The following is a 14692-nucleotide window of genomic DNA, read 5'->3' as shown; positions in this document are numbered from 1 at the left end:
GTGAGGCTGACAAGTTTACTCGTTAAACTGCTCTTCACTTTGTAGCGCCTTAAACTCGCTCTTAGAGATAATGGTGACTGATTCGTGTAGTTCAGAGAAGAACACCATCGCTTCGCCAGCGTTTAATTGCTGATTAACTTGCGCCACTTTTGCTTCAATACTAAATTCTTGTTCACCGTAGTCGGTGCCTTCACGTAAAACGTAACTTTCGATTAAGTTATAGAGTGTGTCTTTATCGAGTTGCTGGTGTGGAATGATCATAACTGCTCTTTTTTAACTACCTGATTGAAGTACTCAGGCACGATTTGCTCTAACCAGTAAACCGGTTTAAATGGGTTACTGCCCGTAATGAAACCAACATGGCCGCCTTTTTCTGAGATGCGTAGCGTAACATGTTCACTCACATCTTGCCTGCTCGGTACGGCTTTAATCGATAGCATTGGGTCGTCTTTAGCGTGCACAATTAACGTCGGTGTGGTTATGTGTTTTAAATAGGGCTTGGCACTAGCTTGTTGGTAATAATCCTCAGCACCAGAAAAACCATGCAAAGGAGCGGTTAGTTGGTCGTCAAATTGCCATAAATCATTAATTTCCATTAATTGCTTGGGTGTTAAATCGATTTGTTGCTCAATTTGTGGCAGTTTGCGTTGCATGGATTTCTTCATTCGGTCGAGCAAATATTTTTGATAAATTTTTGCTAGGCTCTTTCGTATTACTTGGCATGATGCCGACAACTCATAAGGAGCCGACACCACAGCTGCGCCATCAAGTCTGCACTGTTGGCCTTGTTCGCCTAAATATTTAGCAAGTACATTGCCACCGAGTGAAAAGCCAACTGCCAGTAACGGGCGATTTGGAAATTGTTGTTTAAGTTGTTTGATAAAAAAATCGAGATCGCCAGTTTCACCACTGTGGTACGCGCGAGGGAGGCGATTTACTTGCGTTGAGCAATTACGAAAATGCATTAAAACAACGCTAAACCCCTGCTTTTTTAGGGCTTTCATCATACCTTTGGCATAAAAGCTGTTTATATTACCCTCAAGGCCGTGCAGTACAATGGCCAGCGGTGCATCGTCATTTTTTGGTAACGACCAAGCAAGTTCTAAAAAATCACCATCTGGGGTATCAAGCAGCTCTAATTGATAACGCGTATTATGAAAAGGACGAAAAAAACGCGGCATAATGGTTTGCACATGACGATTACTCATCCACCACGCAGGCTTGAAATTTGTAAGCATTATTGACGACTACCTAGCTAATTGAAGTATAAGTGTAACAAATTTTTGGCAATAAAAAAGCCCCTAATCAAATAACTTGATAGGGGCTTTGCGCGTCGTGCTTAATTCTAATTGGGGATATCTGCATCGTGTATTTTTTTCATAAAGAAATACACAAAGAAAAGGCATAAGCTGATTACTATTCCTAAAAAACCAAATGATAAAAATAGTACTGGGTCGCTAAAAAAATCTCTAAAGAATACGTCCATAACTTGCCTCCTGATGTCTATGGGTTAATCATAGGCTGGCTTAGCTGAGCTTGGTATGATCCAGATCAAGCTATTTTCCTAAGTTGATTAGCAGTGATACAGAAGTTGATTTGGATCAAGTCAGCTAGCGAGAGGAAAATTACAAGGTAATGAATTGCTGTAGGTCGTCATTTATGGCGACAATTTTTGCTGTAAGTCAGTTAAAGATCTTTTTGCACAAAGAGAACAGAATGAGAAGTAAATGAGGGGGAGTTAAAAATTTATTTGCAACAAAAGTAGGTTTCTTCAACAAAATATGACTACTGGTGGTAAGCGGCTTTAGCCATGAATTATTTCGTTATTAAAATTAACGCGCTAAAGCGCGACCTACATGAGAGCTTTTACAAATAGAGCTTTGTGTTACTTGGCGTGCTGCAAGGTGTTAGAGCAAAGCTATTAATTGTGGTTATTAACAACTGTTGTTGTTGCTTTTCCAGCTTTAACTCGGCGCTGAGCAGGTTTTTACGAATCGCAGCATAATCTGAAATCGTGGTTTGATTTGCTTTTAAATAAGCGCGTGTGGCACGCAAGGGTGTTAATACCTGTTGATCCAATTCACTAATGCATTGTTCAAGTTTGTTTAGCTGGGCTTTGTTGATGGTGAGATTGAGAGAATCTAAATAGTACAGTAGCAAGCATAGGTTAACGTTTTTACCTTGCTGGTTTTGATAATCTAACAGGCGTGCTTGCATACCATCTTCGCTATAAAGCTGACATGCAAACTGCCAAAAATCATCGCCGTTAAGCAAGTTCATCGGCAAAGGCCTGTTCTTTTTCTTCCATTTCTTCAAGGGTCATAAGTAGCTCTTCTTCGATGTCATTTACTTTGGGTGTTAATGTCGCTTGTTTAGCGAGTAACTCTTTGAGTTTTGCTTTGTTGTCATCGTTATAAAGCTCGTTATCGCCAAGTGATTCTTCGATTTCAGCTAATTCGGCTGAGTATTTATCGAGTTGCTTTTCAAGCTTTTCAATCTGTTTTTTAAGTGGTTGAACGGCTTTTCTAAACTCGGCTTCTAGGCGTTTTTGCTCTTTGCGATTTACTTGCGAGTTTGCTTTAGGCTCATCATCAGCTTGCGTGGCTTTAGCTGCTTCTTTGTTAGCATTGAGTAGCCATTGGTAGTATTCGTCTAAATCGTAGCCAAACTGGGTTACTTCACCGTTGTCGACTAAGTAATATTCGTCGGCAGTATTTTTTAGCATGTGACGATCGTGGGATACGGTTACCATTGCGCCTTCAAAGCCTTGTAATGCCATAACCAGTGCGTGACGCATTTCTAAGTCAAGGTGGTTGGTTGGCTCATCCAGTAGCAGTAAGTTAGGTTTTTGATAAACCAGCATAGCTAAAACTAGGCGGGCTTTTTCGCCACCAGAAAACGGTGCAACTGGCTCAAGGGCTTTATCACCTATAAAGGCAAAACCACCTAAAAAGTCACGTAGTGATTGCTCGCTTGCTTTTGGATTTAAACGCTGTAAATGAGTGACGGCGCTGGCTTTTAAATCTAGTGACTCCAGCTGATGCTGGGCGAAGTAACCTATATTTAAACCTTGATGTTGGAACACCTCACCAGCTTGCGGTTGTAACTCGCCAGAGAGCAACTTTATCAGGGTAGACTTACCTGCACCATTACGACCAAGTAGAGCAATACGGCTACCTGGCACTAAGTTGAGCTTTATACTGTGTAATATTGTCACATCACCATAGCCGGCTTGTGCTTTATCGAGCGTCATCAATGGGTTTGGTAATGCTGTAGGTTCCGCAAACTCAAAGTCAAAGGGGGAATCAGCGTGAGCGGGGGCGAGCTTTTCCATGCGTTCAAGGGCTTTAACACGACTTTGTGCTTGCTTAGCTTTACTTGCTTTTGCTTTAAAGCGAGTAATAAACTGCTCAAGGTGAGCAATTTGTTCTTGTTGTTTTTCAAACATCGCTTGGTGTTGCAACAAACGCTCAGCTTTTTGACGTTCAAACTGCGAGTAATTACCTTTGTAGACATTGATCAGCTGCTTATCAATGTGCCAAATTTGATCGACCACGGCATCCAGAAACTCACGGTCATGTGATATTAATACCAAGGTGCCTGTGTAAGCACGTAAAAAGCGCTCGAGCCAATACACGGCATCTAAATCTAAGTGGTTGGTTGGCTCATCCAGTAATAATAAATCAGCATCGCGAATAAGTGCTTGAGCTAAGTTTAAGCGCATACGCCAACCACCGGAAAAATCACTTACAGGGTTTTCGATTTGGTTATTGGCAAAACCTAAACCATGCAACAGTTCACCGGCTTTGGCTTCAATGCTGTAGCCTTTGATGTTTTCTAACTGGATATGAACTTTGGCTTGCGTGTCGCCATCGTTATTTTGTTCAGCTTCGCGCAGAGCAATACGTAATGCGTAATAATCTGGATGGCCTTGTAATACATAGTCAATGGCACTTATTTCAAGTGCTGGGGTTTCTTGTTTTACCGAGGCAATCGACCAATCCTTTGGAATACTGCAATTACCCGCATCAAGCTGTAACTCAGATTTTAATAAGCTAAAAAGCGTCGATTTACCGCAACCATTTGCACCAACGAGGCCGACTTTGTGTTCTGGAAATAAGGTAGCCGATGCATCTTTAAGCAGTGCTTTACCGCCGCGGAGTAATTCAATTTCTGAGATCTGGATCATGTATAATGCGCTTTACTGTGCCTGTGTGAACTTGGCGCTATCATAGCACGGAAGCTGGGCTATATTTCAATTGCTAGCGTATCAACTGAACAGTTATTGGGTTAAAATGCGGCGAGTTTCTTTTCAAACTGTGAGAAAGCGTAGTGAAGCAGAAAAAACGATTTATTGCTGGAGCAACCTGCCCAGAGTGTAAAACAATGGATATGATGATGCTTTATAAAGAGCATGACGTAGAAAAAGTTGAGTGCATGCAGTGCGGCCATAAAATGGCGCAGCCAGAACAGGCAGTACAAGCGTCAACACGCCAATTTGAGCAAGTAATCGGCGTGTTTAAACCGGGCGATTAAGCCGCGCTAATTAATAATGCGGCGGTGGTGGCTCTGGCATGTTTGACATCATCGACGGCGCTGATTGCGACTCTTTAATTTTTTCAGCCAGTAGCTCTGTTTGGCGTTTCATCTTCGCTAACAGCTGCTGGTGCACCTTAATTTCGTCATTTAAAATATCAATCGTTTCATCTTGAAAAGCGACTTTGGCTTCAAGTTCCATTAAGCGATGTTCAATTGTGTTCATTTTTATCTCGTCTAATAAAGCGCTCAGCGACTCCGCTGGAGCTTTCGGTTAACAACTTGGTATCGTTGTCAGTAAAAGCAACATCAAGCACCACCGCTGATTTAGGTCTGCTGCCTTCGCGCGGGGTGACATGCCAACTCTGAATTTTTTCACCCGTATCTAACTGCCATAAATCAACCAAGCGATTGGGTGAGCCGGTAGCAAGTAAGGTGCCTGCATCATTAAAGCGAACCGCAGTGAAAATTCTTTGTCGGGCAATATACGCCAGTTTACTAACAAGATCACCCGTTGTCAGCTGCCATACATGTGCCTGTGTCATACTGTCGGCGGTAAATGCATAGCGACCTTGTGGATCAAGGGCTACTTGAGTCACTCTGGTGGGGTGATTAAAGCGATGGATCACTTGCCCTGTTCGAGTATCCCAAAAATAGGCTACGTAGTCGTTAGAGCCGCTGAGGGCAAAATGTCCATTGGGGGATAAATCGACCGCGTTAATTTTTTCTTGATGACCAAGGAACTCTATGCGTCTACCGGTCTCTAATTCGAGATAAACAACCACGCCGTCGCTGCGACCGTATAAAACGCTGCGACCTTGGTTACTGATTGCGATATCACGAATGGTGGCCGTTTTGATTTTGTAATAGCCGGTATTTTTACCGCTAGCAATATCCCAAACAGCAAAGGTGGTTTTTTCTGCGGTGACAGCATGGCTATTGTCATACGCAATGGCGACAGTGTGAACTAGGCTATCTTGGGCTTGTTGCTGAAACCATTGGTATTTTAGCACTTGCTGTTGATTATCCCATAGGGCGACCCCATGGTGTATGGATGAGATCAGGCTGTATTTGCCATCATGAGATACTGCTGAGGCAAAGGAGCCTCTAGCTGCATGCTCATAGCTTGCAGTCGCTTGGTCTTTTTGTTCTGAGCAGGCAATTAGCAAGGTGCAGCACAGAAGATACAAAAAAGTACGAAATATCGACATATTACAGGTATTTCCCCTTAACTCTTAGTGATTGAGAGGTTAGACTAGGGCACGTTGAAGGCCAAGGTTGTTTATCTAATAACTTGAAAGTGCGCGGTAGCTTACAATCAGAAATTAGATAAGTAGCCTATCACGGGCCGTTAATCATTAACTAGTAATAATACAATAAATGACATCTGCAAAGTGTGTCGGAGATTTAAAATGAAAAAGACGATTAAATTGTCATTGATTGCAGCGTCAGTTTTTGCGCTAACAGCTTGTAATCAAGAAGCAAAACAAGAACAAGCAGCACCCGTTAAGCTAGATACTGAAGCACAACAACAAGCATACGGTATCGGTGCATCAGTTGGTAACTTTTTAAATAAAGATTTAGCTGATAAAAAAGAGTTAGGTATTGAGCTTGACCAAGCACTGCTTATTCGTGGTTTTGAAGATGCACTTGCTGGCGAAGCAAAACTTGACGAAGAAAAAATTCGTGAAGTATTAACTACACTTGATACATCTGTACGTACTAAGCAAGAAGCTCATGCGAAAGTTGAAGCTGAAAAAAGCAAAGCTGCAGGTGAAAAATACCTAGCTGATAATGCTGCAAAAGAAGGCGTTACAGTGACTGAATCAGGCCTTCAATATGAAGTGATCACTGAAGGTGATGGTGAAAAGCCAGTTGCTACAGATGTAGTTAAAGTACATTACAAAGGTACTTTATTAGACGGTACTGAATTTGACAGCTCTTATTCACGTAACGAACCAACAACTTTTCCTCTTAACCGCGTAATCGCTGGTTGGACTGAAGGTTTACAACTTATGCCAGTTGGCTCTAAGTACAAGTTCACCATTCCTGCTGAACTTGCTTACGGCGACCGTGACTTAGGTAAAATTCCAGCTAACTCAACACTTGTTTTTGAAGTAGAACTACTTGAAATTCAAAACGAAGAGCAAGCTGCTGCGGCAGAGTAATTAGTTATTCTGGATTGAAAAGGGGCTCACTTGCCCCTTTTTTATTGTGTAAATTTTAGCTGAAGGCCGCCTCTTTCATAGTCAACGTGCCGGCATCCGCATTAATTTCAATTTGTGTGCCGACGGGTAAAATAAATTGTCGCTTAATATGGCCAATCATCGCACCGCGATAAGCGGGAATGCCCAGTGGCTTAATATAATCTGCAAAAATTTCATCAAGCGTTAATGAGCCATAACCTCGACCCGGTGTACAGTCGTTACAATCGCCAAATACAAAGCCGGCTATTTTATCCAGCGCCCCCATGAGTTTTAACGTGCTAAGCATGCGATCAATGCGATAAGGTGCTTCATCAATATCTTCTAAAAATAAAATCGCCCCGTCAAACTCAGGTAAATAAGTTGAGCCTGCTAAAGCGGTTAGTACGGTTAAATTACCTCCAATCAGTTGTCCTGTTGCTTTACCAGGAGTGATTGTTTGGGTCAGGTATTGGCTATTTACCAATTCGTCTTCGCCCTTAGGTAGGTTGCTAAAATGCATACGTGTTTGTTGCTCAAACATTTGCTGAAACTGCTTAACATGGAATCGGTTCCAGCTGCTTGATGCATTGGGGCCATGAAAACTAACAATGCCCGCTTTAGCAAGCAGTGCATTGTGTAATGCTGTTATGTCAGAGTAACCCATTAGCGGTTTGGCGTTAGCACGGATCATGGCATAGTCCAGTAATGGCAAGATACGCGCAGCCCCTGAGCCGCCTCGCAAGCAAAAAATAGCATCAACGCTACTGTCGTTAAACAGCGCATTAAGATCGTCCGCACGCTGTGTATCTGTACCGGCAAGGTGGCCGCGTCTTGCCATAATATTAGGAGCTAACTTTGCTTTGTAACCAAGTGCCTCTATTACTTGCTTGGCTAAAATAATATCTTTTTGATTTGCAGTTGCCGCGGATGGACTGACTACGCCAATAGTCCCCTTTCTTGGTAGTGAGGTAGGTTTTTTCAAACTTAATACGTTGTGGTTTGATGAATTAGCGACTGCTTGCACGCTATTACCTGCGAGTAATCCAGCACTGAGAAGTGATACAGATTTTAAAAATGTACGTTTATTCATAGCGAGCCTTTGTTATTTTTATACACAATGGCTCTATCATTACATTATGGAAATATAAATTTCAATTATTTGGGGTGGTTTGGAATATTTAATTTTTATCGGTAAGGCAACAGGTAGAAAACAGACAAGGAGCAGAGCTCCTTGCTACAGCATAGTGGTGCTATTTAGGTATGATTAGAATACAAATTATCGATTAATTCATCTTCTAATTCAAAGCGCAGCTCAAGTGCTTCGCCTAGTTTTGATAAGTCATGATCAAAGTCATTGAGTAAATCTTCTTTATCTACTTCTGCATATTTATCATTAAAATCAAGAGCAGTATCGGTGGTTTCTGAAATTCGTGGATAAAGTTCATTGGCAAGCTTTTGACTACTAGGGCCTTTTTGTTCACATGCTTTGGCAATGTCGTCATACACCTCGAAGTGCCCAGCAGATAAGTAATCCATCAAGATTTGGCAAAAATTTTGGATCTGTAATTGATCTGGTAAAGCGTGGTCTTTTTGATCATACGGTGAAAAGCCAGCAATACGACAATATAAAACTAACAGCTCTTGACGTTCTGTAAGCCATTTATCGATAACGGTGTGGCTACCACCCCATTTTTGTTGAGCTTTTTCCAAACGCGTCAGCATTATCTTTCTCCTTAGCTGGGTTGGTTTCTTCTATAACAATGAAATATGCAGAAAAGATCAACACATTTTTTAAATAATTTAGTAATAAAAGGTTAATGTATTGATATATAGGTAGTTATTATTACTACTTTGCAATTGTTCTGGGCAAGAAAAAACCACCATAAATGGTGGTTTAATTTCTTTTCCATGACTTGTTAAAACAAGCTTTCTTATTGTTATGGGAAGATTTTTATTTTTGTTGTTATATAATTTTTATTGTTTTTATTGTTAACGCGGAACAAGTTATACCAAGCTTTTTGTAATGTTGCAAACATATTAATGAAAAATTTCAAATGTTATTTTTTGTTGCTTGAATTTTAAGCGTAAAATAAAACCATTGATCTGTATCATCGGCAAGTACATTGCAATAGAGCACGGTGCGATATGGTGATACAATCTGCGCAATTTCATAACAGCTTTAGGATCTCTTACGCATGAGCGAATTAAAAAACGACCGTTATTTACGTGCACTACAAAAACAACCTGTTGATGTAACTCCGGTATGGATGATGCGCCAAGCAGGGCGCTATTTACCAGAATACCGTGCCACACGTGCACAAGCGGGCGATTTTATGAGCTTGTGTAAAAATGCTGAGCTAGCTTGCGAAGTAACCCTGCAACCGTTGCGTCGTTACCCGCTAGATGCTGCTATTTTATTCAGCGACATTTTAACGATTCCAGATGCAATGGGCTTAGGCTTGTATTTTGAAACAGGTGAGGGTCCTAAGTTTGAGCGCCCTATTTCATCATTAGCTGATGTAAAAAAGATCCCAAAGCTTGATCCAACCGATGAGCTTGGCTATGTAATGAATGCAGTAAGCACCATTCGCCGTGAATTAAAAGGCGAAGTACCACTGATTGGTTTCTCTGGTTCACCTTGGACTTTAGCCACTTATATGGTTGAGGGCGGTAGTAGCAAAGTATTTGGTAAAATAAAAAAAATGGCGTTTGCAGAGCCGCAAACATTACATTTGTTACTTGATAAGTTAGCAGATTCAGTGATCGACTACCTAAATGCACAAATTAAAGCGGGTGCACAGTCGTTAATGGTGTTTGACTCATGGGGTGGGGTATTGAGCCCACGTGATTATAATGAGTTCTCTTTGCAGTATATGCACAAAATTGTTGATGGCTTAATTCGTGAATATGACGGCCGTAAAGTGCCTGTAACGCTGTTTACTAAAAATGGTGGCCAATGGATAGAAGCAATCGCAGCAACAGGTTGTGACGCCGTAGGCCTTGATTGGACTATCAACATTGGTGATGCTAAACGTCGTGTTGGCGATAAAGTGGCATTACAAGGTAATATGGATCCATCAATGCTGCATGGTACACCTGATCGCATTCGCCAAGAAGTAGCAACAATACTTGAAGACTTTGGTACCGGTGATGGCCATGTATTTAACTTAGGCCATGGTATTACGCCAGATGTAGACCCTGAACATGCCGGCGTATTTATCAATGCCGTACATGAGTTAAGTGCGCAATATCATAAATAATAACTGTTAGAATAACGAGCCACTCGTTATTTACGTAGTAAAAAGCCCGCTAATGTTAGCGGGCTTTTTTGTTGTCTTTTAAACGCTTTTAAATATGGGTTACTTAAATAAGCGGTTCAAACCATTTAACGCAGCAACACGGTAGGCCTCAGCCATGGTTGGGTAGTTAAACGTGGTATTTACAAAGTAATCAATGTTATTGCCGCCATTCTTTTGTTCCATAATGGCTTGGCCGATGTGAACAATTTCAGAGGCGCGCTCACCAAAGCAATGGACACCCAATACTTCTTTCGTTTCGGTATGAAATAATATTTTTAAGCTACCCACTTCAGTACCGGCAATTTGCGCTCGCGCTAAATGCTTAAATTGCGCACGGCCTACTTCGTACGGTATTTTAGCCGCAGTAAGCTGTTGCTCGGTTTTACCGACAGAACTCATTTCAGGAATGGTATAAATGCCTGCCGGAATATCAATAATTAGTTTTTCATCGCAATTGCCACAAGCTATGGCATCGGCGGCAATTCTACCTTGGTCAAATGCAGCACTGGCAAGGCTTGGGTAGCCAATAACATCACCCACGGCATAAATGTTATCAACCTCTGTTTGGTAGGTTTCATTGACTTTTAACTGGCCACGACCATCTGCTTTTAAGCCTACAGCTTCAAGGTTTAAACCGTCAGTGTTACCGGTGCGACCATTAGCAAATAAAATACAGTCTGCTTTGACGCGTTTACCTGATTTTAAATGCATCACTACACAATCGTCGCGAGTTTCAACGCGATCAAATTCTTCGTTATGGCGAATAACAATGCCGCTATTCCAAAAGTGATAACTTAGGGCATCTGATATTTCAGCATCCATAAATGCCAACAAACGGTCACGGGTATTCACTAAATCAACCTTCGCCCCTAACCCTTTAAAGATTGATGCGTATTCACAACCGATAACCCCAGCACCATAAATTAATACGCGGTGAGGGTCATGTTCTAGCCCTAAAATAGTATCGCTGTCGTAAATGCGCGAATGGGTAAAGTCTACTTCTGGTGGACGATATGGGCGAGAACCTGTTGCAATAACAATTGTTTTAGCTGTTAATCGTTCAGTCGAACCATCATTACGCGTAATTTCAATTGTGTTTTTATCTACAAAGCTAGCATCACCTTGAAATAGGTGGATCCGGTTACGATCGTAAAAACTGCTGCGCAGATTTGACTGCTTAGAAATCACTGAACTGGCGTGGCGCAGAATATCAGGGAATGTTAAGCGACTAGGGCGTTCGCCGATATTAAATAATGGGTTTGCTTTATATTCGATATAGCGGCTCACAGAATGACGTAGCGCTTTTGAAGGAATAGTACCCCAATGTACACAACCGCCACCAACACCTTCTTGGCGTTCAATAACGGCTACTTTCTTGTTGCTTTTAGATAGGTTCATGGCGGTACCTTCACCGCCAGGACCTGTGCCTATAATAATCGCATCATATTGAAACGATTGTTGCTCTTTCTTTACTTGTTGTTTGGCCACAGCCACTCCTACATTAACTAAAAGAGGCTTTTAATAACCTCGCATTTAGTGCAAGCCATGCCTGTTTTTGATTTTCCCAGGCAGCTTCCAACTCATGATATTGTGCCATTAAAGCCGATTTTTCGCATTGTTGCAGCATGTTATTCTTTTTAACTTCTAATACTTGCTTTTTTAGTGCACAAAAGTGTTGTAGCTTTTTTAGCAATAAATCGTACTCTTGCTGCAATAATGTAAGCTTATCTTGCGCTAAAGGCAATTTAGCTAAACGGTTTTGTGTTTTGTTCATTAACGTTTCGGCTTTGGCTTTTTCGATACGTTCAACTGGTGTACGTTTTAATTTCTTTGCCAATCCAACACTGGCAAAGGCGCGGATCATCCATTTTGTTGGATCATAATGAAACCATTTAATGCCATTTCGATAGTCGCTGGCAAAAATATGGTGGAAATTATGATAACCTTCACCGTAAGTAAACAGAGCCAAAAAGCCGTTATCTCGTGCTGTATTTTTCTCAGTGTAAGGGCGTGACCCCCAAATGTGCGCAACTGAATTAATAAAAAAGGTAAAGTGTTGGCTTAATACTAAACGTAACAACCCTGCTAATAATAGCATACCAATTACATCGCCTATCATTAAACCTAGTAACAGGGGAATACCAATATTAGTTGCCAGAACTAGTTTCATATAATGACGATGCTGCCACATCACTACTTTATTGCGTTGTAAGTCACGGCAGTTAGAGTAATCACCATAGCTGTCGCCTTGGTAGTCACGTAGCATCCACCCTATATGGCTATACCAAAAACCGTTGGTTGCGGCGTAAGGGTCTTTTACTGGATCATCAACCTGACCATGATGAACACGGTGATCACTACTCCAATGTAACGCGCTATTTTGTAGTGCAAAGGCACCGCCTAAAGCGAAGATAAATTCAATAATTGGGTGAGCATCATAAGTTTTATGTGCCCAAAGGCGATGATAGCCAGCGGTAATCGACATACCAGCATAAAACATACACGCAACGAAGGCGATCCAATGCGCACTGCTAAAGCCACTGGTAAATCCATACCAAGGAACTAAGATGGCGGCTGCCAAAAAGGTAATACTGAAAAATAGGACGTTAGTCCAGATAATAGGTGGTTTTTTCATCTTAAAAAATCTGAGCGTACACTTGTAAGCTAAAATAATATTTCATTCTCTTGCCGTCAAGTATTAGACTGGGGAATTAAGATAAAAATCACCATAAATTGATTTTAATTAAATCAGGAGTAGTTTATGTCGGGTGTTCGCGCGCAACAGAAACAAAAAACACGACAAGCTCTAATTGAGGCGGCATTTAATCAACTTAGTGCTGATCATAGCTTTTCGAACCTCAGTTTACGTGAAGTAGCTCGTGAAGCGGGGATTGCGCCTACCTCGTTTTACCGCCATTTTAAAGACATGAATGAACTGGGCTTAACGATGGTTGACGAGGCGGGTTTAACGCTGCGTCAGCTAATGCGTCAAGCTCGTCGCCGCATAGCCAGTGGCGGTAGTGTTATTACTACTTCTGTGGTTACTTTTATGGAGTTTATTGATAATTCGAGCAATCAATTTAGGCTACTGCTGCGTGAGCGATCTGGCACTTCTAAAGCGTTTCGCGCCGCTGTAGCTCGTGAAATAAAGCATTTTATTTTAGAACTTGCACATTATCTTGAAAGTGAAACACCGTGTAATGCAAGTCAAGCGTATATTCAAGCAGAGGCTATGGTAACGTTAGTGTTTAACGCTGGCGCCGAAGCCCTTGATATTGAAGGTCAGCAACGTGATGAACTGGTTGAGCGCGTTATATGGCAATTACGTTATATTACTCGTGGTGCAAGTAATTATGTAAGAGAGAATAAAACCGATAGCGCATAATCAGTATAAATGCTTGTAGATTTTTTGTTCCTATTTCTTTATTATTGGCAACTACATTTGTACCTAGTTAATTAAAGCTAGGTAATAAAGAAAGCGAGGACGCACATGCTCACCAAGGACGCGGTGGACTTTCAACATGCCCATATTTTTGATGAAATTAAAGACGAAGTAATTACACCACCTGTTGTAACGTTTACGTACGTCAGGCGTGCTGAATTCACTCTATTACCGAAAAAACTCCAACGGCTTATTCAAGATAATCAGTATGGTGTAATCGATAAACGTCAAGCCGCACGGCTTCGTGATGATCCCCGCAGCCAATTTTGGATAAATGAAAAAACATGGCGAAAAGTCAGCTACAACAGCTATAAAAATACTGCGCAAGGCTTAGCTGTTTATCCAAAAGATCCTGTGAATACCACTAAGTTTTCCTCATCTGGTGGAGCTAATGCTACACCTGATTACTCAGTATCAGAGCATTTTTTAAGTGACTCTCAACAAGCCGGTTTTTTAGCAACCCCAGCACTGCTTAATAGCCAGTACGGTGAAGGGCAAGCAAAATATATTGCCCAATCAATGCAGCAACATAGCCACACTTCAAAGCCAACCGTAGTTGAAATTCATTTGCCCGCAGTGTGTATATACAAACCCGTTTTACAAAGTACGGTGCAGTTAAAAGCATCGCATCAAGTTAGGCAAAGTTTTTCTACCCATCTTTTACAAGCAAGTGAAACCGTAGAACAACTTGCCCAGCAATATACAGGCTATAAAAATGCTAACTTAATTTACGACTACAACTTAGGCTTTAGTGAACGCAAACCCGCCAAACCCGGCACAAGTTTATTAGTGCCCGATGGCTGGAAGCTCAATATCGAAGGCTCATGTAGTAACAGTCGCACAGTGGTTATTAAGTGGCAAGGGCCAACCAGCGGGCAAGTAACCTTGCAACTCGATAAAAAGCGCCCCGACGAAGTCTCGTTTTGGCAGCATTATTTTTCTGTAAAACCAGGCGTTTATACCGTGGTTGTTACCGCCAGTGGTGCAGTAGATACCACCACGTTTACAGTTGAGCAGCCGACATTAGCGTATGAAATCGAATTGCTTGACGAAGTCGGCGAGCCGCAAGCGAATATGGGGTATAAGATTCGCTTACGTAACGGCCATGTTATCACCGGACAGCTCGATAAAAACGGCTACGCCAACGTATCAGGCCCTGATTTTGAAAACGCCAAAGTCAGCTTTTTTGAACTCGCCGACAAAGACTGGCTCGTAGGCTTAAGCTAATT

At 41.7% G+C, this 14692-nt stretch carries 15 protein-coding genes; 5 read left to right on the top strand and 10 right to left on the bottom strand.

The window, feature by feature from the left end:
- Positions 1-15 precede the first annotated feature (15 nt).
- The 4 genes from KAN5_RS13665 to KAN5_RS13650 all read right to left on the bottom strand — a co-directional run bounded on the left by KAN5_RS13665 (position 16) and on the right by KAN5_RS13650 (position 4189).
- Positions 16-261 (bottom strand): YheU family protein, encoded by a 246-nt coding sequence (locus tag KAN5_RS13665; RefSeq protein WP_016708967.1) that lies wholly within the window; start codon positions 259-261, stop codon positions 16-18.
- Complete coding sequence (locus KAN5_RS13660; RefSeq protein ID WP_244389925.1) at positions 258-1238, bottom strand: hydrolase; 981 nt, start codon at positions 1236-1238, stop codon at positions 258-260. Before KAN5_RS13660 ends, KAN5_RS13665 begins: the two co-directional genes overlap by 4 nt.
- Positions 1239-1866: 628 nt before the next feature.
- Positions 1867-2280: a TIGR02444 family protein gene (locus KAN5_RS13655; RefSeq protein WP_244389924.1), complete on the bottom strand. Its 414-nt coding sequence runs from the start codon at positions 2278-2280 to the stop codon at positions 1867-1869.
- A complete protein-coding gene (locus KAN5_RS13650) occupies positions 2267-4189 on the bottom strand; it encodes an ATP-binding cassette domain-containing protein (protein ID WP_244389923.1) in 1923 nt (640 codons plus the stop codon). Before KAN5_RS13650 ends, KAN5_RS13655 begins: the two co-directional genes overlap by 14 nt.
- A 143-nt stretch (positions 4190-4332) precedes the next feature.
- On the opposite strand from KAN5_RS13650, the gene KAN5_RS13645 reads away from it, so the two are divergent.
- The gene (locus KAN5_RS13645) at positions 4333-4536 is read left to right on the top strand and encodes a YheV family putative zinc ribbon protein (RefSeq protein WP_029216159.1); all 204 of its coding nucleotides are present in this window, start codon (positions 4333-4335) and stop codon (positions 4534-4536) included.
- A gap of 10 nt (positions 4537-4546) precedes the next feature.
- Here KAN5_RS13645 and KAN5_RS13640 read toward each other — a convergent pair whose 3' ends face one another.
- Positions 4547-4762 (bottom strand): SlyX family protein, encoded by a 216-nt coding sequence (locus KAN5_RS13640; RefSeq protein ID WP_016708972.1) that lies wholly within the window; start codon positions 4760-4762, stop codon positions 4547-4549.
- Positions 4749-5747, bottom strand: coding sequence for a hypothetical protein (locus tag KAN5_RS13635; RefSeq protein ID WP_016708973.1), 999 nt, complete (start codon positions 5745-5747; stop codon positions 4749-4751). The genes KAN5_RS13640 and KAN5_RS13635 overlap by 14 nt, the downstream gene beginning before the upstream one ends.
- Positions 5748-5948: 201 nt before the next feature.
- Here KAN5_RS13635 and fkpA point away from each other — a divergent pair, with 201 nt between their 5' ends.
- Positions 5949-6704, top strand: coding sequence for an FKBP-type peptidyl-prolyl cis-trans isomerase (gene fkpA, locus KAN5_RS13630; RefSeq protein ID WP_016708974.1), 756 nt, complete (start codon positions 5949-5951; stop codon positions 6702-6704).
- Positions 6705-6759: 55 nt separating this feature from the next.
- Here fkpA and KAN5_RS13625 read toward each other — a convergent pair whose 3' ends face one another.
- Complete coding sequence (locus KAN5_RS13625) at positions 6760-7812, bottom strand: LD-carboxypeptidase (protein WP_244389922.1); 1053 nt, start codon at positions 7810-7812, stop codon at positions 6760-6762.
- 164 nt (positions 7813-7976) lie between these two features.
- On the bottom strand, positions 7977-8444 hold the full coding sequence (locus KAN5_RS13620; protein WP_016708976.1) for an Rsd/AlgQ family anti-sigma factor: 468 nt from the start codon (positions 8442-8444) through the stop codon (positions 7977-7979).
- A 473-nt stretch (positions 8445-8917) separates the two neighbouring features.
- On the opposite strand from KAN5_RS13620, the gene hemE reads away from it, so the two are divergent.
- Positions 8918-9982 (top strand): uroporphyrinogen decarboxylase, encoded by a 1065-nt coding sequence (hemE, locus tag KAN5_RS13615; RefSeq protein WP_016708977.1) that lies wholly within the window; start codon positions 8918-8920, stop codon positions 9980-9982.
- A gap of 99 nt (positions 9983-10081) precedes the next feature.
- Here hemE and sthA read toward each other — a convergent pair whose 3' ends face one another.
- On the bottom strand, positions 10082-11509 hold the full coding sequence (gene sthA / locus KAN5_RS13610; protein WP_016708978.1) for a Si-specific NAD(P)(+) transhydrogenase: 1428 nt from the start codon (positions 11507-11509) through the stop codon (positions 10082-10084).
- Between the two features lie 13 nt (positions 11510-11522).
- Entirely contained in the window at positions 11523-12656 is a 1134-nt protein-coding gene (locus KAN5_RS13605; RefSeq protein ID WP_138554608.1) for a fatty acid desaturase, read from the bottom strand.
- Between the two features lie 126 nt (positions 12657-12782).
- On the opposite strand from KAN5_RS13605, the gene fabR reads away from it, so the two are divergent.
- Both fabR and KAN5_RS13595 read left to right on the top strand, forming a co-directional pair.
- The gene (gene fabR / locus KAN5_RS13600) at positions 12783-13406 is read left to right on the top strand and encodes an HTH-type transcriptional repressor FabR (RefSeq protein ID WP_016708980.1); all 624 of its coding nucleotides are present in this window, start codon (positions 12783-12785) and stop codon (positions 13404-13406) included.
- A gap of 105 nt (positions 13407-13511) precedes the next feature.
- On the top strand, positions 13512-14690 hold the full coding sequence (locus tag KAN5_RS13595) for a hypothetical protein (protein ID WP_244389921.1): 1179 nt from the start codon (positions 13512-13514) through the stop codon (positions 14688-14690).
- Positions 14691-14692 lie beyond the last annotated feature (2 nt).

The organism is Pseudoalteromonas sp. KAN5, from assembly GCF_022846535.1.
Classification (GTDB): Bacteria; Pseudomonadota; Gammaproteobacteria; order Enterobacterales; family Alteromonadaceae; genus Pseudoalteromonas; species Pseudoalteromonas haloplanktis.
Note: the sequence above shows the minus strand (reverse complement) of the source record. Positions and strands in the feature narration are given on the sequence as shown.

Excerpts from the sequence above, each read along its gene's own strand:
- KAN5_RS13665 (WP_016708967.1), bottom strand. The coding sequence starts at position 261 with ATGATCATTCCACACCAGCAACTCGATAAAGACACACTCTATAACTTA.
- KAN5_RS13660 (WP_244389925.1), bottom strand. The coding sequence starts at position 1,238 with ATGCTTACAAATTTCAAGCCTGCGTGGTGGATGAGTAATCGTCATGTG.
- KAN5_RS13655 (WP_244389924.1), bottom strand. The coding sequence starts at position 2,280 with ATGAACTTGCTTAACGGCGATGATTTTTGGCAGTTTGCATGTCAGCTT.
- KAN5_RS13650 (WP_244389923.1), bottom strand. The coding sequence starts at position 4,189 with ATGATCCAGATCTCAGAAATTGAATTACTCCGCGGCGGTAAAGCACTG.
- KAN5_RS13640 (WP_016708972.1), bottom strand. The coding sequence starts at position 4,762 with ATGAACACAATTGAACATCGCTTAATGGAACTTGAAGCCAAAGTCGCT.
- KAN5_RS13635 (WP_016708973.1), bottom strand. The coding sequence starts at position 5,747 with ATGTCGATATTTCGTACTTTTTTGTATCTTCTGTGCTGCACCTTGCTA.
- fkpA (WP_016708974.1), top strand. The coding sequence starts at position 5,949 with ATGAAAAAGACGATTAAATTGTCATTGATTGCAGCGTCAGTTTTTGCG.
- KAN5_RS13625 (WP_244389922.1), bottom strand. The coding sequence starts at position 7,812 with ATGAATAAACGTACATTTTTAAAATCTGTATCACTTCTCAGTGCTGGA.
- KAN5_RS13620 (WP_016708976.1), bottom strand. The coding sequence starts at position 8,444 with ATGCTGACGCGTTTGGAAAAAGCTCAACAAAAATGGGGTGGTAGCCAC.
- hemE (WP_016708977.1), top strand. The coding sequence starts at position 8,918 with ATGAGCGAATTAAAAAACGACCGTTATTTACGTGCACTACAAAAACAA.
- KAN5_RS13605 (WP_138554608.1), bottom strand. The coding sequence starts at position 12,656 with ATGAAAAAACCACCTATTATCTGGACTAACGTCCTATTTTTCAGTATT.
- fabR (WP_016708980.1), top strand. The coding sequence starts at position 12,783 with ATGTCGGGTGTTCGCGCGCAACAGAAACAAAAAACACGACAAGCTCTA.
- KAN5_RS13595 (WP_244389921.1), top strand. The coding sequence starts at position 13,512 with ATGCTCACCAAGGACGCGGTGGACTTTCAACATGCCCATATTTTTGAT.